19 protein-coding genes are annotated in these 22,925 nt (G+C 68.0%); 3 read left to right on the forward strand and 16 right to left on the reverse strand.

The genetic code is table 11. The annotated features are described in order from the left end of the window. Positions 1–20: 20 nt before the first annotated feature. From F474_RS17285 to F474_RS17360, 16 genes are all read right to left on the reverse strand, one after another. A complete protein-coding gene (locus F474_RS17285) occupies positions 21–629 on the reverse strand; it encodes an RraA family protein (protein ID WP_097085636.1) in 609 nt (202 codons plus the stop codon). Further along, complete coding sequence (locus F474_RS17290; RefSeq protein WP_097085635.1) at positions 626–1,402, reverse strand: IucA/IucC family C-terminal-domain containing protein; 777 nt, start codon at positions 1,400–1,402, stop codon at positions 626–628. The genes F474_RS17285 and F474_RS17290 overlap by 4 nt, the downstream gene beginning before the upstream one ends. After that, entirely contained in the window at positions 1,399–2,190 is a 792-nt protein-coding gene (locus F474_RS17295; RefSeq protein WP_097085634.1) for an ABC transporter ATP-binding protein, read from the reverse strand. Before F474_RS17295 ends, F474_RS17290 begins: the two co-directional genes overlap by 4 nt. 10 nt (positions 2,191–2,200) lie before the next feature. Continuing rightward, positions 2,201–3,232: an iron chelate uptake ABC transporter family permease subunit gene (locus F474_RS17300; protein WP_097085633.1), complete on the reverse strand. Its 1,032-nt coding sequence runs from the start codon at positions 3,230–3,232 to the stop codon at positions 2,201–2,203. Further along, positions 3,225–4,214, reverse strand: coding sequence for an iron ABC transporter permease (locus tag F474_RS17305; protein ID WP_097085632.1), 990 nt, complete (start codon positions 4,212–4,214; stop codon positions 3,225–3,227). Before F474_RS17305 ends, F474_RS17300 begins: the two co-directional genes overlap by 8 nt. After that, positions 4,211–5,128 carry an ABC transporter substrate-binding protein gene (locus tag F474_RS17310; RefSeq protein ID WP_371916154.1) on the reverse strand — a complete coding sequence of 306 codons (918 nt, stop codon included), beginning with the start codon at positions 5,126–5,128 and terminating at the stop codon, positions 4,211–4,213. The genes F474_RS17305 and F474_RS17310 overlap by 4 nt, the downstream gene beginning before the upstream one ends. Further along, positions 5,118–6,986: an IucA/IucC family siderophore biosynthesis protein gene (locus tag F474_RS17315; RefSeq protein ID WP_097085631.1), complete on the reverse strand. Its 1,869-nt coding sequence runs from the start codon at positions 6,984–6,986 to the stop codon at positions 5,118–5,120. The genes F474_RS17310 and F474_RS17315 overlap by 11 nt, the downstream gene beginning before the upstream one ends. 1 nt (position 6,987) lies before the next feature. Beyond that, positions 6,988–7,764 (reverse strand): HpcH/HpaI aldolase/citrate lyase family protein, encoded by a 777-nt coding sequence (locus F474_RS17320; RefSeq protein WP_097085630.1) that lies wholly within the window; start codon positions 7,762–7,764, stop codon positions 6,988–6,990. After that, positions 7,758–9,599, reverse strand: coding sequence for an IucA/IucC family siderophore biosynthesis protein (locus F474_RS17325; protein WP_097085629.1), 1,842 nt, complete (start codon positions 9,597–9,599; stop codon positions 7,758–7,760). The genes F474_RS17320 and F474_RS17325 overlap by 7 nt, the downstream gene beginning before the upstream one ends. Positions 9,600–9,608: 9 nt before the next feature. Beyond that, positions 9,609–11,036 (reverse strand): DHA2 family efflux MFS transporter permease subunit, encoded by a 1,428-nt coding sequence (locus tag F474_RS17330; protein WP_097085628.1) that lies wholly within the window; start codon positions 11,034–11,036, stop codon positions 9,609–9,611. Next, complete coding sequence (locus F474_RS17335; protein WP_097085627.1) at positions 11,033–12,238, reverse strand: type III PLP-dependent enzyme; 1,206 nt, start codon at positions 12,236–12,238, stop codon at positions 11,033–11,035. The genes F474_RS17330 and F474_RS17335 overlap by 4 nt, the downstream gene beginning before the upstream one ends. Continuing rightward, positions 12,235–14,028 (reverse strand): IucA/IucC family siderophore biosynthesis protein, encoded by a 1,794-nt coding sequence (locus tag F474_RS17340; protein WP_097085626.1) that lies wholly within the window; start codon positions 14,026–14,028, stop codon positions 12,235–12,237. The genes F474_RS17335 and F474_RS17340 overlap by 4 nt, the downstream gene beginning before the upstream one ends. 40 nt (positions 14,029–14,068) lie before the next feature. Next, positions 14,069–15,460, reverse strand: a complete 1,392-nt coding sequence (locus F474_RS17345; protein WP_097085625.1) for a diaminobutyrate--2-oxoglutarate transaminase — start codon at positions 15,458–15,460, stop codon at positions 14,069–14,071. Between the two features lie 164 nt (positions 15,461–15,624). After that, positions 15,625–17,973, reverse strand: a complete 2,349-nt coding sequence (locus F474_RS17350) for a TonB-dependent receptor (protein ID WP_256577778.1) — start codon at positions 17,971–17,973, stop codon at positions 15,625–15,627. Between the two features lie 169 nt (positions 17,974–18,142). Further along, entirely contained in the window at positions 18,143–19,093 is a 951-nt protein-coding gene (locus F474_RS17355; protein ID WP_097085623.1) for a FecR domain-containing protein, read from the reverse strand. Further along, positions 19,087–19,599 (reverse strand): sigma-70 family RNA polymerase sigma factor, encoded by a 513-nt coding sequence (locus F474_RS17360; RefSeq protein ID WP_097085622.1) that lies wholly within the window; start codon positions 19,597–19,599, stop codon positions 19,087–19,089. Before F474_RS17360 ends, F474_RS17355 begins: the two co-directional genes overlap by 7 nt. 424 nt (positions 19,600–20,023) lie before the next feature. On the opposite strand from F474_RS17360, the gene F474_RS23085 reads away from it, so the two are divergent. The 3 genes from F474_RS23085 to F474_RS17375 all read left to right on the forward strand — a co-directional run. Beyond that, the gene (locus tag F474_RS23085; RefSeq protein ID WP_371916157.1) at positions 20,024–21,142 is read left to right on the forward strand and encodes a PAS domain-containing protein; all 1,119 of its coding nucleotides are present in this window, start codon (positions 20,024–20,026) and stop codon (positions 21,140–21,142) included. A 101-nt stretch (positions 21,143–21,243) separates the two neighbouring features. After that, on the forward strand, positions 21,244–22,554 hold the full coding sequence (locus F474_RS23090; protein ID WP_097085620.1) for a PAS domain-containing methyl-accepting chemotaxis protein: 1,311 nt from the start codon (positions 21,244–21,246) through the stop codon (positions 22,552–22,554). A 104-nt stretch (positions 22,555–22,658) separates the two neighbouring features. Further along, a partial coding sequence (locus F474_RS17375; RefSeq protein ID WP_133244996.1) for a toxin VasX occupies positions 22,659–22,925 on the forward strand: 267 nt, incomplete at its 3' end.

The raw sequence follows: 22,925 nt of genomic DNA on the forward strand, positions 1-22,925 counted from the left end.
TGGGAGGGCGCAGCGCGCGCCTACCGCCCCGCCTGCCAGCGCTGGAACAACCCGTCGCGCCGCTCGGCATCCTGGCGCTGTTTCTGCTCGAATGCGCCGAGCATTTCCCAGGCCCTTTCCTGCGAAAGCACCTGCACGCCATCGTCGTCGCCCACGATCAGGTCCCCGGGCCGTACCCATACGCCCGCCAGCTGCACGGGCTGGCCCACGCTGCCGTGCTCGCCAATAGAGCGCGTGGTATAGGCGCTGGCGCCCGTGCAGAACACCGGCAGCGGCAGTTGCCGCAGCGCACGCGTGTCCGTCACCGGCCCGTCGATCACCACCCCAGCCACGCCCTTGACCAGTGCGGCCAGGCTGCGCAGCTCGCCCCAGCAGGCGCAATGCGGCTCGCCATCGCACGCCACCACCAGCACCGCCCCCGGCGGGCAGGCGATCAGCGCATCCCGCAGGATGGCGCCATCCGGCGCCTGCACCTGCACGCAGAAGGCGTGGCCCACCAGGTTCACGTTGGGCGCCAGCGGCATCAGCCCGGGCAGGTGGCCGTCACGGCCGAAGTGGCCGATGGTGGAGCTGCTGATGGGGCGATAGGCCTCGACCAGGCAAGGCGCGGCAGAAGAGGAGCTGTTCATTGTGAAGGCCTCGGGCAGATCAGGGGGCAGGTGGAGCAGTATTCGACAGGGTCGCTGGCCCGGTAGTAGAAGCAGCAGGTGCGCCGCACCCGCACGCTGCGGTCGCTGCCGGGTATGGGCGTGGGCGGCCGGTCGAAGTGTGCCAAGGGGTTGTAGGCCAGGCCGAATACCTCGTTCGAGGCGTCGGCCAGCAGCCAGTGCAGGTCGGCCCGGGCACGCTCGCGCACCTCGGGGCTCTCGTGCTTGGCCAGGCGCCGTTCGTAGAGGGAATACACGCGCACGGCGGTGTTCTCCCAGAGGATGCGCCGAGGCACGCCGCTGACCTGATAGAACACCTCCCACAACGGTTGCAGCAGCCCGGCGAACAGCGTGGTCGCCAGGCCCCGGCGCCAGGCCTCACGTTGGCCAGGCTCGGGTGTGCTGGTGCCCAGGTCGCGCAGCGGCAGCGAGGATATCCACACCTTGCCGTCATGGCGCGCATCGACCAAGGCGTTGTCCAAGGTGAGCGCCAGCCCCCTGTCGTAGGCAGACATCGCGTACAGGCACGCGCCGGTCATCAGGAACGACAGGCGCTTGCCCAGCAGCGAGGCCGTGATGCGCCGGGTCGGCGAGCCGATCACCGGGCTCAGCGCGTCCAGGCGCTCGGCGCACAGCGCCTCGTCCAGCCACTGCGCCGCCGGCAGGCTGTGCGCCACCTCAGCGGCGCTGCACAGCCGCAGCGGGCCGGCCAGGGCTTCCCATTGGCTGGGGCTCAACTTATGCGCCCCGCTCATGGTGCGATGTCACGGCCGAAAGGGATGCACAGCGGGGTGCCGAAGAACGGGTCAGGAATGATCCGGCACTCCAGCCCGAATACCTGCCTGACCAGCGCCTCGTCGAGGATCTGCCCCGGGCGACCCTGGGCGCACACGCGCCGGCCGTGCACGGCCACCATGTGGTCGGCGTAGCGGCTGGCCAGGTTCAAGTCATGCAGCACCATCACCACGGTCTTGCCCTCGCGGCGGTTGAGCTCACGCAGCAGGTCGAGCACCTCGATCTGGTGTGCAAGGTCAAGAAAGGTGGTGGGCTCGTCGAGCAGCAGCAACTCGGTGTCCTGGGCCAGCGCCATGGCGATCCAGGCGCGCTGGCGCTGGCCGCCGGAGAGCTCGTCCACCGGCCGCCCCGCCAGCGCCTCCAGATCAGTGCGCTGCAGGGCGCGGGCCACGGCGGCTTCGTCATCGGCCGACCATTGATGCATCCAGCTCTGGTAAGGGTACCGGCCCAAGCTCACCAGCTGGCGCACGCTGATGCCCTCGGGCGCTACCGGCATCTGCGGAAGGATCGCCAGCTCCCGCGCCACCTGGGCGGTGGGCTTGCGCTGGATGTCCTGGCCGTTGAGCAACACACTGCCGGCGCTGGGCTTGAGCAGCCGCGCAAAGCTCTTGAGCAGGGTGCTCTTGCCGCAACCGTTGCTGCCGATCAACACGCTCACCTGCCCGCGCGGCAGGGCCAGGTCGAGCCCTTCGATGATGGAACGGCCGGCATAGCCCAGGTGCAGGCCTTGGCTGGCAAGGGAATTCATTTCAACCACCTCAGTGTCGCTGCTTGATCAGCAGGTAAAGAAAGTACGGGGCGCCGAAGGCTGCCACGAAAATGCCCGCCGGCAAGTCCAGCGGCGGCAGCAGGGTCCGCCCGGCCAGGTCGCCGAGCATCACCAGGTTGGCGCCCACCAGTGCGGCCATCACCGCCTGGCCCACGAACCCCGGCGGCACCAGGCGCCGCGCGATGTGCGGGGCGATCAAGCCCACGAAGGCCATGGCCCCGCCCCAGGCGATCGCCGCCCCGGCCAAGCCCGCGCTGACCGCCAGCAGTGCCGCGCGCATCAATTGCACGCGCACCCCCAGGCCCATCGCCAGGCCTTCGTCCAGTTGCTGCACCATCACCTGCCGCGCCAGCGGCACCAGCAGCAGCCACAGGCCCGCCAGGCACAGCGCCAGGCGGCCCACGGCGCGCCAGTCGGCCCCATACACGCTGCCGGTGAGCCACACGTAGGCCGACAGCGTGGTGGTCAATGGGCTGAACACCAGCATGAAGGTGGTCGCGGCCGCCAGCATCGCCGACACGCCCACGCCGATCAGCACCAGCCGCAGCGGCGAGACCCCTTGCTGCCAGGCCAGCAGGTAGATCGCCAGCACCGCGGCGCCGGCGCCCAGCATGGCGGCCGCCGGCAGATAGCCCAGGCCCCAGGTACCGGCCAGGGTGCTCAGGTACAACACCGCTGCGGCGCTGGCACCGCTGGAAAGCCCCAGCAGGTCGGGGGATGCCAACGGGTTGCGGATCAGCCCCTGCAAGATCAGCCCGGCCACCGCGAGTGCGGCACCGATCAGCCCACCCAGCAGCATCCGGGGCAGGCGCAATTGCTGCACGATGAAGCCAATGCCCGCATCGCCCGGCCCGATCAGGCCCTGCCACAGTGCCGAAGGCGACAGCAGCACCTTGCCCAGCGACAGCGTGAGCAGCATCACCGCCAGCGTCGCCAGCAGTGCCAGCCCCAAACGGCGCAGCGTGAGCGGCGCCACCCGCCGGGAAAACGCTCCAGTGCGCCACACCAGCAAGTTATCCATTCCGTACCCCCCGGCGCGCCAGCAAAATGAAAAACGGCCCGCCGATGAACGCCATCATCACCCCCACCGGCACCTCCTGCGGCAGGATCAGCACCCGTGCCAGCACGTCGGCCAGCAGCAACAGGCACGCGCCCAACAGCGCGCAGCCCGGCAACATCGCCCGGTGATCGATGCCGAACAGGCGCCGCGCCAGGTGCGGCACGATCAGCCCGACGAAACCGATGCTGCCCGCCAACGCCACCGCGCTGCCCGCCAGCACGATCACCAGCAATGCCAGCTGCAGGCGCACCCAGCCGGTGCGCTGGCCCAGGCCGGTGGCGATCTCGCTGCCGGCACTGAGCACATTGACCTGCGCTGCGCGCAGCCAGGCGAACAGCAACCCGGCGGCCACGCACGCCAGCATTGGCGCGGCGCTGGCCAGGCTGCGCTCACCCAGGGCGCCGGCCAGCCAGAACAGCACGGTGTCGAGCCCCTGCTGGTCGACCACCAACATCGCCTGGCTGAAGGCGCTGAACAGCGCGGTGATCGCCGCACCCGCCAGCACCATGCGCAACGGGCTCAAGGCGCCCCGGCCCAGGGTGCCCACGCTCCACACCAGCGCACCGGCCACCGCAGCCCCGGCGAATGCTGCCCACAGCCACTGCTGCGGCGCGTTCAGGGAGAACAGCGACAGGCTCAGGATGATCGCGCACGTCGCCCCGGCGTTGATGCCGAACAACCCCGGCGAGGCGAGCGGGTTGCGGGTCATCGCCTGCATCAGCGCGCCGGCCACCGCCAACCCCGCGCCTACGGCCATGGCGATCAGGGTACGTGGCAGGCGTGTGGAGAGCACCAGCACCTGCTGCACATCCATGGGGTCGGCGCCGTTGAGCGCCGCCCAGAGGGTGCCCGGGGCGATCCAGCGCGGCCCGCTGGCCAGGCTCAACGCCGCACAGCCCAGCAACAACGCCAGGCCGATGAAAAATCGACTGCCCACCTTCATTGGCCGGGCCCTCCCAACAACGTCCGTTCCACATCGTCCAGCACCTGCTGCGCGCCAAGGATGCCGCCGGACAGAATCCACGCCACCCCATCGACCCACCACACCTGGCCCTCACGTGGCGCGGCCAGGTGCTGCCACAGCGGGTGGCTGCTCAGGCTTTGGTACTGGCGCTTGACTGCCGGGCCGTCGCCGTGGCCGAACACGAAGAACACATCGGCATCCACCGCCGGCAGGCTTTCGCGGTTGGTGATTTTCAGCGACACGCCGCTGGCCGCCTGGCTGTAGCGGTTCCACACGAACCCCAGCTGCGACAGCACCATACCGGCAAAGCTGGCCGGCAGGTACGCACGCAGGTGGTCATCGCGAATATCCAGCACCGATACGCTGAGCGGCCAGCGCGCGCCGAAACGCGCCTGCAGGCGCTCACGCAGGCGCGCGACGCGCGCGTCCCAGGCCCCTTGCAGCGCTGCGGCCTGGGCCTGGCGCTGCAAGGCCTGGCCCATCACGGCCAGGGTTTTCTGGAAGTCGAACACCTCTTCGAGCATCACCGTGGGGCACAGCCGCGACAGCAGCCCGGCCACGCGCTCGTGGCGAAACCGTGAGGCGACGATCAGGTCCGGCTGCAGCAGGGCGATGTCTTCCAGGCTCGGCTGGGTTTCCAGGCCCACATGCGGCACCCCGGCCAACGCCGGGCGCAGGTAGCGGTACATGGGCTTTTCGCTCCAAGAGTCCACCACCCCGCACGGTTGCACGCCCAAGGCCACCGCCGTGTCGGTAGCCCCCTGGAACAATGTGACCACCCGCATCGGTGCCTGCGCCCAGGCACGCGGCGGCAGGCACGCCGCCCCGGCCAGGCCCAGCGCAAAACCCAACACCTGCCGCCGTGGCAGCGCGCGCGCCCCCTTAGCGGCCAAGGCCCAGCCTGCGCAGCGGGTTGACCACCTGCCCCTTGCCGAACGGCATGCTGCCCGGGCCGCCCCCGCGTTCGATCATCGGCCGCAACAGCAGCTTCTGCGGCCAGGCCGGTGCATCGAACAGCTGGCGTTGCAGCATGGCCCGCGCCTCTTCGTCGAAGCCAATGGCCTCGATACGCTCGTGCAGCACGCGGCTCAGCACACGCCAGCCGTCCACCGCAGGCAGTGCGTACACCTCAGCCAGGGTCTCGATGATGGCCCGCAGGTTCACCTGAATGCCCAGGGTTTGTAGCCAGAAGAGCAAATCCTCCGGGCGCTCGTGGTAGAGGGTTTGGGCATGGCCTTTCTTGATCCGGTATTGCGGATCGAGCAGGCCGTTGCGCTCCAGCCACGGCACGTAGAGGCGCAGCGAATCGTGGTCGCGCAGCAGCAGCCCTTCGGCCTTGCCCTGGCGCCACACCAGCACGGCGTTCTGCCCGTGCACCTCGCCGAGCATGCCCAGGCGGAACATGCGCAGGTTTACGTCGAAGAAGCTTTCGCACAGCTCACCGAACAGCTTCAGCACCGACGCGGGCGAGGCCGGCAGCCCGCGCACCTGCATCCAGTGGTCGAAGAAATGCCCTTCGCGGCCAGGCAACGGCGTGGCCAGCGCGGCCATCGGCAGCAGTCGGTAATCGCCTTCGAGCAAGGCCGGTGGGTAACGCCGCACCAAGGCCGAGAGGTGGCGTGGGGCTTCGTCGAACAGAGTCGCGCCGGCCGGCATGAACGCCCACCAGCGGCCCTCTTCGCACAGGTGCAGGCTGCCCCGCAGCTGGGGGTCGCGCTCGCGGCCCAGGCGCAGCAGCGCCTCGCTCTTGTCGGCGTTGATCATCTTCACCGCTGGCAGGTAGCGCGAGGCGCCCAGTGAGTAGACCGCCATCGGCAGCTTGATCTGGTCGGCGGCGCTGGCACCGGCGGCCAGCGAACGCAGCGACGAGGTAGGCTGGAAGCTGCCCTGGTTGAACGCCAGCACCCGGCAGAGCCCCTGTTCGAAGGCGTCACCGAGCATCTCCGGCAGCTTGTGCTGCAGTTGCCATGGGTGCACCGGCAACGCCAGGTGCGTATCGGCAAGGCCCGCCTGCTCCAGCTCGGCCTGCAAGGCGGCGCGCTCGGCGGCAGTGAGCAGGTAGTGCGCCGGCTGCTCGCTGGCAAGGCTGCCCACACCCTGGCCGAACGCCAGGCAATCCTTGGCCACCGCGACCCAGTTCAGCGGCACCGGCTGGCCGAATTCGGCCTGGTAAGCCTGGTATTGCGCGTCATCCAGGCCCTGCTTGGCCTTGGCCAGCGGGTGGAAGGGCCGGTCGCGCAGCGAGGCCCATTGTTCCATCGCCAAAAAGAACGCCGCGCCGCGCTGGGCCATCGCCGCCTGCGGCTGCACCTGATGTGCCAGCGACAGCTCGGTTTGCCGCACGCTGATGCCCAGCACCTCGAGAAACAGCTTCACGCCTTCGTCTTGGCCCGCTTCGCCTTGGCCCATGCCACGCACGGCCATGGCCATGAACGCTTCAGGCGCCAGTGCCTGCGCGCTGCTGCCCTGGGTAGCCCAAACCGGCGTGCCGGGTACTTTTTCCCACGCCTGGGTGATGCCCGGGCGCACGGCCACGGCCAGCCCGCGTTGCTCGCTGGGGTCATAGCACCAATGCCACACGCGCTGCTCATCCGTTTCGAGGGCCAGCGGCGCCTGCGGGTGGCGGCTGTGCCATTCGGCGGCGCTGATCAGGTGGGGTTGCAGGTCGCCGAAGAAATCTTCGGCCACCAGGCAGTCGAACAGGTCTTGCATCACCAGCGCAGCGCCAGTGGGGGTGTTTTGGGGTTTCATCTCAATCGGTTCCTCGGTCTGAGGTCGTGGCCAGTTTGGCCTGGAGGGCGCGGAACGCGATACCGCGCTCGTCGCCCAGTACGAATGCATTCACGCCACGCTCGCGCCAGCGGGCGTGATCGCCCGGCGCGCGCGGGATGGCGCAGTAGGGCACGCCGGCAGCGGCTGCCGCGCGCCAGGTGTCGACCAGGGCTTGCTGCACCGGTGGCTGGTCGATGCGCCAAGGCATGCCCAGCGATTGCGAGAGGTCGGCGGCGCCTTCGAGGATCATGTCCAGCCCCGCCACCGCCGCCAGGCGCTCGGCCTGGCGCACGCCCTCGGCGCTTTCGATCATCGCCACCACCATCACCTGGGCGTTGGCCTGGCCCACGTAATCGGCCAGCCGCGGCTTGCCGAACGCCCCCGGGCGCCCGGCGTTGAGGCTGCGTTCACCGAGGGGGTGGTACTTGCAAGCGCGGATGGCACCTTCGAGCTCGGCCACCTGCTCCACCCGCGGCAGCACAATGCCCTGGGCGCCGCCGTCGAGCAGCCGCAGCATGCGCTTGGGGCACAGGTCTGGCACCCGCACCAGCGGCGTGATCCCGTAGCTCTCGGCGGTGCGGATCATGTTCTCCACGGTTTCGGGATTGATCAGCACATGCTCCATGTCGATGATCGCGAAGTCGTAGCCGGCTTCGGCAATCAGCTCGATGGCCACCGGGCTTGGGATCGAGGCGATCAGCCCGTGCACCGGCTCGCCCGCCACCAGCGCAGCCTTGAGGCGGTTGGTTCTCAGCATGGGGTGGGCCTGTGTGGGTGGAGGGGGTTGGGCACCACTTTGAAGCGGCGCTCGCCATCGCCGAGCAGCCGGCGCTGGGTCAGCGCTTCCACTTCGTAGCTGGGTGCGAACACATCGAAGGCGGCGAAGCGTGCGGCGTGTTGCGGGTGCGCGGCCTGGTAGTCGAGCACCACTTGCGCGGCCATTTCCCAGAACTGCGCCTCGGCCAAGCCGTAGTGCTGGCGCAGGAAGATCGCCATTTCGCCCAGGCAGACGAAAAAGAAGGCATCGCAGGAGAAGTCCCGCACCGCGCCCAGGTCATCGGTGAGGATGAACGAGTTGCGGTTGATCCGCGCATGGCTCTCCGGCAGCGGCACCAGCTCCGGCGCCAGCTCCGGGCGCGCCAGGTGCGCGGGGCTGTAGCGCACGCCGTCGTGGAAGTCCTTCAGCGCGATGCGCTCCGGCCAACCGTCGCGGTGGATCAGCACGATGTTCTGCCCATGCGACTCCATGCCGATGCCTTCGGCGTAGAGCATGTGCACGATGGGCGCGATGCTCACCCGCAGCAGTTGGGCTGCCCAGGCATGCAGGCCGTACTGCTCGATCCAGGGGGCGATGAAGGGTGCCACCTCGCCGCCGCCGTAGCGGTTTTCCAGCGCGCTCAGCCCGTTGAACGGCACGCCTTTTTCGCCTGGCTCCAGGTACAGGTTCAGGTTCTCCCGCCAGATCGCCCCGAGCGTGCCGTACACCTGGGCCTGGCGCGTGGCCGGCAGTTGCGCGTAGTCGAAGCTGGCGCCGGCCACTTCGCCGAGAATCACAAAGCCCAGCTCGCGGGCGGTGGCGTCGGTGGCGATCAGCCCTTGCAGCCAGTCAGCGATCCGCGGGCCGTTGAGCACGGTGTGGCGCGCCAGGATGCGTGTGCTGGAGGTGTTGGTGATGCTCAGCGCAAGCTTCACATAGGGTGCCGAGGCTTGCTCGACGTTGGCCAGGGTGCGGATCGACTGCTGCGCACGGTAGGCCGGGGCGCTAGTGCCCAGGTGCAGCACGCGGCCCTCGGCCAGCTCCTGCTGGAAGCTTGGCTGGATCACCTGCTCCCACTGCCACGGGTGCACCGGGATCACCTGGTAATCGGCGAGCGTGCGGCCCTGCTCGGCCAGCGCGGCCTCGAACTCGGCCCAGCGCTGGTCGCCCACCGCCTCCTTCCAGAAGCTCGCTTCATTGAGCTGCCGCGACAGCCCACTGCTGGCCAGCCCACGCTCGATGCCCAGCCACACCAGCGCCAGCGGCGCGGCGAATTCCGGGCCGTACTGCCGGTTGTCGGCCAGCGAGAAGCCGATGCGCGACTTGTAGCACGGGTGGTAGCTGTGGGCATCCATGAAATGCCGCTCCAGCGCGTCGGCGCTCAGTTGCTGCGCCGGCACGGGCGGGCGATAGCCCTGGCTGCGGGCTTGCAGGTCTTTGGCCAGGGTGTGTTCCAGCTCCTGAACGAAGCGCGCCATGTGCGGCGCCTCGTGGAAGTCGCCGAGCAGCTCCGACAGCGCTTGGTGGAGTGTGGGCGTGCTGGCCTGGCCTTGGGCATCGATGCGTTCCAGGGTGGCCGCGTGCAGGCGGATGATCTGGAAGCTGTCGCTGAGCAGGCCCTGGCAGCGGTACTGCACCGGCTGGCCATCGGCGGCCTGCCCGTGCAGGGTGAACAGGTCACCGCCGCCGGCCCGCGCGTGGCGGTAGGGCAGCACGTCTTCGTAAAGCATCGTTTGCAGCAATTGCCCAAGCACGCGCTCGGCCACCAGGCGGTAGAGCTCGGGGTCGACCTGCGTGGGCGTTGTGATCTGTTCGATAGGGGTCAGGGAATTCATGTCGGTACCTCAAGTACGGTGTTCGCGGGCTGCCGGGTCAACGGCGGCCGCGTCGAGGCTTGGCGCGAGCGGAAAGCGCCAGGCCAGAGGAAGGGCAAGCAGGATGAGCGCGCCGGTGGCGATGAAGACTTCGCCAATGGCGCCGGCCAGGGCGCTGTTGCCGGCAACGAAGGCGCTGCCAGCACGGGCTTGCAACCACAGCGAGCCCAGCACGATGGCCAGCGAGGACAGCACGCGGCGCGAGATGTTGTTCATGGCCGCACCCTGGGTGACCAGGGGCTCGGGCAGCACGTCCAGGCCGGCGGTGGTCACCGGCATGTACGAGAGCCCAAGGCCCGCGCCGCGCACCAACATCAGCAGGCACAGCAGCGGCAGGCCGGCATCATGGCCCAGGGTGCCGAGGGCGAAGGTGGCGCCGCCGGTGAGCAACAGCCCGGCCGACACCACGCCCCGCGGCCCGTAGCGGTCCAGCAGGCGCCCGCCCCACTGCCCGAAGGCACTGGCGGCCACCGCCGTGAACAGCAGCGCGGTGCCGGTCCACAGGGCGCTCTGGCCCATCACCATCTGCACCTGCAGCGGCACGAGCACCAGGCACTGGAACATGCCGACCGACTGCACCACCGCGATCGCTACGCTGGAGCGGTAGCCCTCCAGGGCGAACACCCGCAGCTCCAGCAACGGCGCCGGGTGGCGCAGCTCATGGCGCACGAAGCCCGCCAGGCACAACAGCGCCAGCGCAAGGCCGGCCAGGTTCAAGGGCTCGTGCAGCGCTTGCAGGCCATGCAGCTGGCCCAGGGTGATCATCAGCGCACCGATGCCCAGCGCCACCAGCGCATAGCCGGTGGCGTCGAACGGCCTGGGCTTGCCGGCGTCGCTGTCGGGCAGCACGCGGCCACCCAGCGCCATGGCCAGCACGCCGATGGGCACGTTGATCAGGAACAACGCGCGCCAGTCGAACACCTCCAGCACCAGGCTGCCGCACAACGGCCCCACCGCCGGGGCGAGCATCACCGCCGCCCCCCACAGGCCAGTGACCCGGCCCCGCTCACCTTTGGGGTACACCGCGAAGATGATCGCCAGCGACAACGGGATCATCAGCCCGCTGGCCGCACCTTGCACGGCCCGGGCCACGATCACCGCCTCGATGGAGCCGGCCATCGCACCGAGCACCGAACCTGCGGTGAACGCCCCCAGCCCGATCAGGTAGAGGCGCTTGCGCCCCCAGCGTTGGGCCAGGTGGCTGGTCAGCGGCATGGCCATGCCCATGCTCACCATGAACGCCGCCACGATCCAGGTCGCCATCACCGGGCCTATCCGGAACGCCTCGATGAACGCCGGCAACGCCGGGTTGAGCGAGCTGTTGTTCAGGCTTACGGTGATGGTGCCCAGCAGCACATTGACCACCACCAGCGCGCGCGGCACCCGCGCCGGGCTCACCCTTCACCTCCCTGGGCCGGCAGGAAGCATTGCAGCGGCCGTGGGTGGCAGAGGAAGTCGGCGTGGGAGATGTTGTAGCCGTAGGCCCCGGCCATCGGCAGCACCAGCACATCCCCCACCGCCACACCGGCCAGCGGCCAGTCACGGCTGAGCACATCCTTGGGCGTGCACAGCTGGCCAACGACAGTGCAGGGCTGCACAGGCCCGCTGGGGGCGCCACCGGAAGCCGGCAGGTGAACGATCGGGTGGTCGTGCCCCTGTGCGACCGGGAGGCGGAACTGGTGCGTGCCACCGCGGCACACCACGAAGTGCTTGCCGTGGCTGACCTTGGTGTCGAGCACTTCGATGGCGTAGTAGCCGCACTCGGCGCTGATGAAACGCCCCGGCTCGAAGCGCACCACCGGCCGGTCGGCCAGCTCGCCCAGGCGTTGCCCCAGGTGCCGGCACAGCCGGGCCCAGTCGAAACGCTCGCCACTGAGGTAGTCCACACCGATGCCGCCGCCCACGTTCAGGTGGGTGATGCTTTGCGGCCGCAAGGCCAGGGCTTTCCACTGTGCCCAGCGCTGCAGGTAGAGGTCCAGCAGTTGCTCATGGCGCTCCACTTGCTGTTGGTGCGACAGCGCATGCACGTGAAAGCCCTGCAGCTCCAGATGCGGGCAGGCCTGCACCCGCGCGATGGCCTCGGGCACCTCGCTTTCGTCCAGCCCGAACGGCGTTGCGGTGCCGGCCATCGCCAGCCGGCTCGACAGCTGCGCCGGCAGCTCGGGGTTGACGCGGATGAACACCCGCTGCAAGCGCCCTGCCTGCTTGGCAATGCGCTCCACGCGGGCAATTTCCGAGAGGCTTTCCAGGTGAATAGCCGCCACGCCCTGGCCGATGGCCGCGTGAAGGTCGGAGTCGAGCTTGCCGGGGCCGGAGAACACGAACGGCAGCTTGCTCTGCGCCGCCTGCAACCGCTCGATCTCGCCGCCGGAGGAAATCTCGAAGCCGCTGACCAGCGGCGCCAGCGTGCGCAAGATCGGCGCTTCGCTGTTGGCCTTGATTGCGTAGTACAGCTCTACCCCCTGCGGCAGCTCGGCCATCACCTGGCGCACATGCGCGGCAAGTGCGCCCAGGTCGTAGACGAACATCGCCAGAGGGTCGGGCTGGGCCGCTTGCGCCTGGGCAATGGCCTGGCGCACGTTGACAGGCACCTGGTTCATGGGGCGACCCTCCCCACCCAAGGGCTGGGCAGCTGCACGTAGGCGGCATGGCGATCGGCCTGGGCGGCAAGGCGCACCTTGAGGTTGGTCTTGCAGGCGATCGGCCCGCCGGCCAGCAGCGCATCCAGCTCCGGGGCAGGCTGCAACAGCTCGCTGCGTATCACGCCCAATTGCTCGTGCACGCCGGCCCACATGGCCGTGGCGAGTTCCGGCCGGTCCCAGCTCAGGGCAAGCACCGCTTCGGCCAGGTGGTTAACGAACAGGCAATAGCTGATGCGTTTCCAGCCCTGCTCTCGCGAGTAGGTCAGCGACTGCCGCACACGCTCCGGCGCATCGGCTTCCAGGTACTGCAGGCCGCGTTCGGCCGTGAGCTTCACGCCTTCGAAGTCTCGCAGCAGCAGTTGCGCCGGCTGGTGGTTGTGGTGCACCAGCACTGCGTTCTGCAAGTGCGGCTCCATCACCACACCGTGGTTGAAGAACAGCGCCAGCACCGGGCGCAGCAGCAGCGCCTGGTAACGCTCGAACCAGCTCAGCAAGTGGGCGTCGCTGGCCGGCTCGCCACCGGGGCCTTGCAGGAAGCTCTGCACCAGCGGGCGCAGTTGCACGTCGCGGGCGAACAGCGTGCCGGCCATCAGGCAACTGCCCGGCTCGGCCTCGCGGCAGAAGTTTTCGCGCAGGATCGCGCCGGTCTGCTCGCGGAACCACAGCGCGTCCTCGGCGCTCGCCCCGGCCGGTGCCCAGCTCAACGAGGCCGGCTCGCGCACCAGCGCGGCACCGCCGAGGCTGGCGGGCTGCTCGGCTCGCAAGCGCTGGAACAGCCGGTCGATCAGCAGCGCGCTGTCGAGTTCGTACCAGGCGTTCTTGCGCACGCAGTTGGTGATGCGCACGTTCAGCGAGCCTTTGAGAAAGTACCGGTGGCCTTCGATGTACCAGGTGCGCATCGACGCGGTGGGGCTTGCCAGCGCGCCCTGTTCGCCGAGGTCGACCACCTGCCCGCTGGCCACCAATGGCGCCACACGGGCATCGGCCAGGAACAGCTGCGCCTGCACCGGGTGCAGGTAGATCACCGCGCGGCCGGCTGCGGCCTGGCGCTGGTCGGCAAAGCCGTTCAAGGCCTCGGCCTGGCTCAGGCCGTTGGCCCGGATGGCCAGCCCGTCGCGGGGCACTTCCAAGGCATGCAACCGCACGGTTGTGCCGAACTCCGGCCCATAGGCGTGCAGGCCAAGGTGCTCTGGCCACTGCCGGGCCTTGGGTGCGGGGTGGTTGGGGTGGCCGAAATGCAGCCCCTGTTCGCTCGCCAGGTAGTCACTCAACGGCGCCGGGCGGCCCTTGCCCAGGGCATGGGCGATGATCGCCGCCGTGACCTGTTGGCTCTGCGCCACTTGAGCGTGCAGCTCCTGGTTGCGTGCGCCGGCCATGTGTTCGCAGGCGCTCAACAGCTGTGTGGCCAGCTCAGCGAAGGTAGGGCAGGCCCAGGGGCCGTCGCCCAGCCGGGTGTACACATCGCCCAGGTAGCGCTGGCTGCCCAGCGGGTCCTGGCGGTCCACCAGCACGAACAGCTGGCGCCCTTCGGGCAGGCTGATCACCAGTGGCAGGCCACCGCCGCGCAGCGCACGCAGGTAACCGCCAGGGGCCATGCCCCGCACATGGGCAGGCCAGGCGTAGCTCAAGCGCTGCTCGGGCAGGGCGAACTCCTTGATCAGGCAGTTGAGCAAGGCGTGGGTGGCGGCCAGCTCGCTGACCACCTGCGACACGCTGGCCCGGTGGCCAGGCTCGGCGCGCTCAGCCATGGGGGTTTGGCTCGGGAAGGCGGCGCAAGACCGCGCGCGCTCAGCCACGGGCTTCACCCAATGCGCCATGCAGCGCGCGCTCGAAACGGGTGACCACTTCGGCGCACTGGGCCGGCTCGATGATCAGCGGCGGCAGCAGCCGGATCACGCTGCCATTGCGCCCTCCTCGTTCAAGCAACAGCCCCTGCTCGAAACAGTGTTTCTGGACCAGCGCCGCCAAGGGGGCATCCATCGGATGGGCGCCCAGGGCATCGGCCGGCTGGCGCTCGTCGACGATCTCCAGGCCCAGCATCAGGCCGCGGCCACGAACCTGGCCGATGGCCGGGTAATCCTTGGCCAAGGCCTTGAGGTCGCGCGCCAGCAAGGCGCCGCGCTCGGCAGCCTGCTGGTCGAGGCGGTCGCGGCGCAAGGTGTGCAGGGTCGCCAGGCCACTGACCATGGCCATCTGGTTGCCGCGGAAAGTGCCGGTGTGGGCGCCGGGCTGCCAGGCGTCCAGGTCGCGGCGCAGGCCCAGCACGGCCAGGGGCAAGCCACCCCCTACGGCCTTGGACATGACGATGATGTCCGGCTCGATGCCGGCATGCTCGTAGGCGAACATCCGCCCGGTCCGGCAGAAACCGGCCTGCACCTCGTCGAGGATCAGTACGATGCCATGGCGCTGGGTCACTTCGCGGATGGTGCGCAGCCAGGCATCCGGGGCCGGGTTAGCACCGCCCTCGCCCTGGACGGCTTCGAGGATCACCGCCGCCGGGCGGCACACGCCGCTTTCGACATCGTCGATGAAGTCGCTGAAATAGCGCGCCATGGCCGCTGTGCCGGCCTCACCGCCCAGCCCGAAGGGGCAGCGGTATTGATGCGGGTACGGCATGAACTGCACACCCGGCATCAAGGGGCCGAGGGCGTTCTTCGCGCCGGTGTTGCCGGTCACGGCCAGCGCGCCGTGGGTCATGCCATGGTAGCCGCCGCTGAAGGCCACCACGTTGCTTCGGCCGGTAGCGGTCTTGGCCAGCTTGAGCGCCGCCTCGACGGCATCGGCACCGGAGGGCCCGCAGAACTGCAGGCAGTAGCCGCGGCCCTGGTTGGGCAGCAGCTCAAGCAGCGCTTCGCTGAAGGCATCCTTGGCCGCGGTGGTCAGGTCCAGTGTGTGCATCGGCGCGCCCGACGCCAGAAAGCCGGCCAGGGCGTCGACCACCGCAGGCGGGTTGTGCCCCAGTGCCAGGGTGCCGGCACCTGCCAGGCAGTCCAGGTAACGCCGGCCTTCGACGTCGGTTACCCACACGCCCTGCGCCTTGGCGATCGCCAGCGGGAGCTTGCGCGGGTAGCTGCGCACGTTGGATTCGAAGTGCCCCTGGCGCGCCAGGTAGTGTGCATTGTTCAAGGCAGCGGCCACCGGCTCGAACGCGTCGAGTGGTGCCCTGGTTTCGCTTAACATCGTGCTCTCCTCTTTCTGTTCAAAAGCCCGTCGGGCCTTCTCGAGTGGGTGGTGCACTCATCAGCGGTGTTACATCACGCAAAGCCATCGCGGCACGCCGGGGCGTGCCTGATCGTCATCCCTGATCGCTGGTTTGTGTCCATGTGGCCCCTGAGGGCCGGGGGTCAGAAGCCCACCGTTGCCGAGAGCAGGTAGGTTCTGGGAGTCGAAAGGGTCAAGCCCGCATCGCTGTCATCCGACGCACCGGCCGAAGCCCAGTAGCGTTTGTTCATCACGTTCTCGACGTTGGCACGCAGCGTCACGTCCTTGCCCTCGACCTTGAAGGCGTAGCGAGCGCCCACGTCGAAACGCTCCCAACTGCCGATTTCCTTGGTGTTGGCCTGGTCCAGGTATTGGGAGCTGCTGTAGATACCGCGGCCGGTGAGGGTCACCCCTTGCAGGCCGGGCACGTCCCACTCCAGGCCCAGGTTGGCGTTGAAGCGCGGCGTGGCCGGCGCGCTGTTGCCGTCATTGGTGCCGCCCACGGTGCCTTTGAGCTCGCTGTCGATGAACATCACCCCGCCCAGCACGCGGATGCCGTCGACCGGCTCGCCGAATGCGCTCAGCTCGATGCCGTCGTTCACGCGCTTGCCGTTGGGGCCGAACACCTGGGTGGTGGGGTTGGTTTCGTAAGCGGGCTGCTTGATGCGGAAAACCGACGCAGTGACCGCAACGCGGCCGAAGTCATATTTGGCGCCCACTTCGACCTGGCGGCTGATGAAGGGTGCGAACACTTCGTCTTCGTTGATGGATGTCGACGGCGCGATCTTGCCCTGGCTCAGGCCCTCCATGTAGTTGCCGTACAGCGAGAGCCGGTCGGTGAGCTTGTAGAGCACGCCACCGGACGGCGAGAACTTCTCCTCGTCGTAGTTAGTGGTGTCGGGCACGTTGTCGGTCCAGGTGTTGGTTTTCACCCGCTGCCAGCGCCCGCCGACGGTGACCAGCAAGCGGTCATCCAGGAAACCCAGGGTGTCGGACAACGCCACACCGGTGTAGCGGCTTTCGTTGTACACCTCGGCGTCCCGCCGCGTGGGCGTGGTCGGGTCAGGCAGGTCTACCGGGTTGTAGAGGTTGCTGTTGCCACTGGCGTAGCGCGCGCCGCCGTTGGTGTAGTCCATGTAGAAGTAGCTGGCGGCCAGGTTCACCTCGTGGCTCACCGGCCCGGTGCTGAACCAGTTGCGCACGCCAGCGGTGGCGGTGCGCACGTTCTCGTCGCGGGTGAAGTCGCGCGGCTGAACGGTGAAGTCGCCGGCCGCGTTGGTGATCGAGACGTTATGGCGCAGGAAGTCGTGGTTGCTGCGGCGCGCACCTACGCCACCGTAGACCATCACCGAATCATTGACGTCGTACTCGCCGTTCACCGCGCCGAAGGTGTCGTTGGTGCGGCCTTTGGTCCAGGGCTGGGCGTAGTTGCTGCGCACGTCCTTGGCCGAGGGTACCGGTGCGTTGGCACCGACGATCACCCGCTCCTGCGGGGCATCGGTGTCGCGCTCGGTATGGCCGATGTCGGTGGACAACCGCAGCCGGTCACCGCGAAAGTCCAGGCCCAGCACGGCCATCTGGCGGTCGACGCTCTGGTGGTCCCACTCGGTGTCGCCGGATTGCTTCACGCCGTTGAAGCGCAGGCCGAACTGGTTGTCGGGGCCGAAGCGGCGGCCGATGTCTACGGCGCCCCCCAGCTGGTTGTTGGAGGCGTAGCTGCCGGTGAACTCGGTGATGGGCTTGTCGGTGGCGCGCTTGGGCACCACGTTGATGCCACCGCCGACGCTGCCACGCGGCGAGATGCCGTTGATGAGCTGAGTGGGGCCTCGGAAGATGTCCACACGGTCAGCCATTTCCATGTCGATCGAGTAGGTCGGCAACAGGCCGTAGAGGCCGTTGTAGGCCACATCGGTGTTGAACAGGCTGAAACCCCGGATGGTGAACTGCTCGAACCGCCCGCCGGCAGGGTTGGTGGAGCGTACGGCCGGGTCATTGGCGACCATGTCGCCCAGGGTGCGGGCCTGCTGGTTCTTGATGGCCTGGCTGGTGTAGGTGGTGAGGCTGAACGGGGTGTCCATGAAGTCACGCGAGCCCAGCAGCCCCTGCGAGCTGCGCCGTGCCACTTGCCCGCCGGCGTAGGCCTGGCCTTCGTCGTCGGCGAACGAGGTGTGGGTGCCGGTGATGTTCACCGGTGCGATTTCCAGGGCATCGGCGGCCGGGGCCACCACCACCGTGTAAGCCCCCTCCCCCACGGGCCGCAATTGCAGGCCGCTGCCGGCGAGCAACTGGGCAAAGCCGCCTTCGACGCTGTAGTCACCGCTGAGCCCGGCGCTACGCCGGCCGCTCACCAGGCCTGGGTCTACCGACAGGCTTACCCCGGCCTGTGCGGCGAAACCGGTCAAGGCATTGGCCAACGCACCGGCCGGCACGTTGTAGGCGCGGTTTTGCGCCCAGGCGGCGGAGGTGTGCAGGGTGCCGGCTGCCAACAGCATGCTCAGGCACAGGGTGGGGCCGCAGAACGAGGACGTCAGCCGGCCGCGTGAGCGGGCACGCTGGCGGTGTGATGAAGGCATTGGCGGGCTCTCTTCAAAGTGATTTACCTCCAATGACAGGCGAGTGAAAAAAAGGGGACAGGCCGGGCGCATGTTTTTGCAAAAAACTTCACGCGGCCTGTTGCCGAGGTACCAGGGTGGCCCAATAGCGGGTGCGCCACTGCACCTGCAGCGGCAGCGTTGCGGCCAGCACCCTGAGCACTTGGTCAGGGTCGGCCAGGCGAAAGCTGCCGGTGACGCGCAGGGTTTCCAGCTGCGGCGCCCAGTGCAGGATGCCGGGGCGGTAGCGGTCAAGGTCGCGCAGCACTTCGCCCAGCGGCTGGTCGATAGCCACCAGCACCCCCTCGCGCCAGCCAGGCTGCCGAGGGTCGAACTGGCTGATCGGTGCCACGCCACGGTCGCTTACCGTCACGCGCTGGCCGGCACGCAGCCCCAGGGCGCTGTAGCGCATCGGCCAGAGGTCTGCCGCACCGGCATACACCGAGAACTGGCAATCACTGGTGCCCTGGCGCACGTTGATCTCGCCACCGCGCAAGCTGCATACCCCGTGCGCGGTGTCGATCAGAAACGGCTGGGCAGTGGCCAGGCGCAGGGCGATTTCGCCCCGGATCAGCTTCACCCGGCGGCGGGCCTGGTCGAGGCTCACGGCAGTGCCGGTGTTCAACTGCAGCTCGCTGCCGTCGGCCAGCCTGAGGGTGCGGTGCTCGCCGGTGCCGGTGGCAAGGTCTGCACGCCAGGCCGCCAGCGGCAGCTCGCGCAGTGCCAGCCAGCCGGCTGGCACTGCCACGGCAAGGCCCAGCATGCCCTTGAGCAGTTGCCGGCGGCTTTGCCGTGGGCGGTCGAGGGTAGCCATGGCCAGCGCGGGTGGCAGGTTGGCGAAGCGGCCCTTCAACGCCTGGGCGTTGTGCCAGGCGCGCTCGTGGGCTTCGCAGGCCTGGCGCCAGCGTTGCAGGCTGGCCAGGTCACGTTCACTGAGCTGGCCAGCCTCGACACGCACCAGCCACCGTGCGGCAGCCCGGGCTACGCGCCGGGCGTCATCGCTGGGGGCGGTGTTCAGCACAGCTCCACCAGCAGGCAATGTTCATAGGCCAACGCCATGTAGCGCTTTACGCTGCGCTCGGTCACGCCCAGGCGCTCGGCGATGTCGCGGTAGCCCAGCCCTTCGAGCTGGCTGAGCAGAAAAGCCCGGCGGGCGCGGTCGGGCAGGCCGTCGAGCATTTCGTCGAGCGCGTGGAGGGTTTGCAGCACCTGCCAACGGTGCTCGGGCGAAGGCGCGCACGCCGGTGGCAGTTGCGCCAGGGCGTCGAGGTAGGCTTTTTCCAGGCTGTTGCGCTTGTGGAAGTTCACCAGCAAGCGCTTGCCGATGGTCAGCAGGTACGCGCGCGGTTCCTTGAGGTCGGCGATGCGCTGCGAGCCGGCCAGCACCCGCATGAAGGTGTCGTGGCTGAGGTCTGCGGCATCGTGGCGGCTGCCCAGGCGGCGGCTGAGCCATTGCTCGAGCCAGCTTTGGTTGCCTTGGTAGAGCTGATGGAATGCCTGCGCATCGGAATCGGCGCGTTGAAGCATGGTCGGCACCTGCAAAGAACGTTAATGAGATCGATTGTATTTCACATCCATGCATGATGGATACCTTCTGATCACGCTCATTCGCCAGGAAATATCGCTGCAGCCGGAGAACTAAATGCCTCGACCTTCATCTGATGGCAAATAGCCGTTATCCCGTCAGGAAATCGGCGCCTTTATTCAGGCTCCGCCATTACCTGGCCGGCCAGTTATCTCCCTGCGCTAGGAGGCTGTCAGCGTGTCCCTTTTCAATCATTTCGCCATTGTTCGCTGGCTGCCGATCGCATCCGCTGCGCTGGAGCGTTTCGACGCACCGGCCGAGACCTCCCCTTCCTCTCCCGTGCTCAAGCGCCTGGGCGATGCCATTAAAGGCGCGACTGAGCGCCATCGGGCCCTGCAGGCGAACCTTGCCGAGGTGCAAGGCGAGCTGGAGCAGCTTTCTGCCCGGCTGGCCGAGCGCGAAGCCTATGCGCTTGAGCTGGAAACCCGGTTCAACCTAGTCAACCGCGCCACCAGCGAAGGGTTGTGGGACATGAAAGTGGTGGCCGGCGACCCGGTGAACCCAAAGAACGCCTTCTGGTGGTCCGACCAGTTGCGCAGCCTGCTGGGCTTTCGTGACGAAAGCGACTTCCCCAACCAGCTCGGCAGCTGGGCCAATCGCCTGCACCCCGAAGACAGCAAGCCGACCCTGGATGCCTTTGCCCGCCACCTCAACGACCGCAGCGGCCGCACGCCCTATGACATCGAATACCGCCTGGCCACCAAGACGGGGGAATACCGCTGGTTCCGTGCCATCGGCGAAACCCTGCGCGACGGCCAGGGCGTACCGCTGCGGGTGGCCGGCTCGTTGCGCGACATTCATGACCAACGCATGCGCGACGCTGAGCTGGACGTGACCCTGACCCGCTTCGAACTGGCCCGTGAGATGCTCAACGACGGGCTATGGGACATGGAAGTGATCGCCGGTGACCCAGTCAACCCGAACAACCCCTTCTGGTGGTCGCCGCAGTTTCGCCGGCTGCTGGGTTTCGAGACCGTCGAAGAATTCCCCGATGTTCTGGACAGCTGGGCCTCGCGCCTGCACCCGGAAGACAAACAGCGCAGCATCGAGGCCTTCGGCGCGCACCTGAACGACCGCAGCGGCCAGACCGGTTTTGACATCACATACCGGCTCAAGCTCAAGAGCGGTGAATACCGCTGGTTCCGCGCCCGCGGCCAGACGCGCCGCCGCCCCGATGGCGCGCCGCTGCGGGTGGTGGGCGCGCTCACCGACATCCACGCGGTGCATGAGCAAAACGCACTGCGCCAGGCGCAGCAGGCCCAGCATCAGGAGATGGAAAACAACCTGAGCAAGGTGACCGAGATCGTAGGCTCCATCCAGGGCATCGCGGCGCAAACCAACCTGCTGGCACTCAATGCCGCCATCGAGGCCGCCCGTGCCGGCAGCGCAGGCCGGGGCTTTGCGGTGGTGGCCGATGAGGTGCGCAAGCTGGCCACACGCACCACCGAAGCGACCCAGCGCGCGGCTGACATGATCCGCAACTAAGCTCCAGCCGGCAGCCTGCCGTCGCCTCGCCAGCGCCGGCCCCTCAAGCTTTCGCAAGCCGGTTCGATACCGTGTTAATCGACTCCTCCTATGGGTGCTCTATGTTCAACAACAAACTGAAAAACAAACTGCAACAACAGCAGTTGGAGTTGAACGCACTCCGGAGCCTGCACACCCAGCTCGACCAGGCAATGATCAGCCTCACGCTGGACCGCGACCTGGTCATCAGGGCCGCCAACGCCAATTTCATCGGCCTGCTCGGCAGCACCGAAAGCGCCGTGATGGGTAAGCCGCTGGCGAATTTCATACCGCCTTACGTCAAAGAGCTCAGTTGCTTCAAGAACTTCCTGCAGGCCATGAAAAACGGCACCAGTGTGTGCGACGACTACCGCTTCATCAAAGGCGACGGCAACCTGGCGTGGATGCGCGCTACCTGGGTGCCGCACTTCGATGAGCACGGCAAGGTCGACGCCATGGTCGCCTATGGCTCCGACGCCACCGCTGCGCTGGACAAGGCCGAGGAAGACGCCGCGTTGCTCAACGCCTTGCAGCGCTCCACCGCAGTGATCGAATTCAGCCTCGATGGCCGGGTGCTCGGGGCCAATGCCCACTTCCTCGACGCCATGGGCTATACCCTGGGGCAGATCGTCGGCAAGCATCACAGTATGTTTTGCGCCCCTGAAGACGTGTCGGCGCCGGCCTATAAGCAGTTCTGGGAAACCCTCAACGCAGGGCGTTTCGTCGCTGACCGTTTCCGGCGCATGGACTCGCGTGGCCAGGAGGTGTGGCTGGAGGCCTCCTACAACCCGGTTTACGACGTGAACAAGAAGCTGGCGAAAGTCGTGAAGTTCGCCACTCCGGTGACCGAGCAGGTGCAGCGCGAGCAAGAAGTGAGCGCCGCCGCGCGCACCGCCTACGAGATTTCCCAACGCACCGATTCGGTGGCCAACCGTGGTGCGCAGGTGGTGCATGAAACCGTGTCGACCATGAACACCATCGTCGAGCAGATGACGTCGGCCTCGGTAGGCATCGAGGCCTTGGGCGAGCAGTCGCTGCTGATCAGCTCTATCGTGCAAACCATCGGAGGCATTGCCCAGCAAACCAACTTGCTGGCGCTCAATGCCGCCATCGAGGCAGCCCGGGCCGGAGAACAAGGCCGAGGGTTCGCAGTGGTGGCCGATGAGGTGCGCCAGTTGGCCGCGCGCACCAGCACTGCCACCGATGACATCGTCAACGTGGTGCAGAAGAACCAGACGCTGGTCAACGAGGCCGTGCAGAACATGGGCGACAGCCGCGCCCAGGCCGAGCAGGGCCTTGGCCTGGCGCGCCAGGCGGGCTCGGTGATCGTAGAGATCCAGAACGGCGCACGTGAGGTGGTAGGCGCCGTAGGGCAGTTCGCTAAAACGCTGTAAGGCCTGTTTGGGCGAAGCCTGTTTCAGAACTACGCCTATTCACCCCCCCGCCCCCGGCATGCTCCCATGCGCCTCCCGAGCAGCCGGAACGGGTTCCCCGCGCCATGAAGCAGCACTCCCACCTCGAAAACCTGCTGGCCGAGAACGACCCGATACCGGTCGGCCGTTGCGCCACCTGCCAGCGCAGCGGGCTGCCGATCCTGCCACTGCGCACTGCCTTCGCCCCGCCGGCAGGCGACATCGAGGCCGACGTGACCTCCGCCCGGCTGGGCCGGTTGCGCACCCTGCGCCAAGGTTACCTCTACGTGCTGCTCGACGCCCAGGTGTGGCAGGCCTATGCCGTGACCGAGCAGGGCCTGCTGCGCCAGTTC

The sequence above is a fragment of the Pseudomonas sp. URIL14HWK12:I12 genome, assembly GCF_003097135.1.
Classification (GTDB): Bacteria; Pseudomonadota; Gammaproteobacteria; order Pseudomonadales; family Pseudomonadaceae; genus Aquipseudomonas.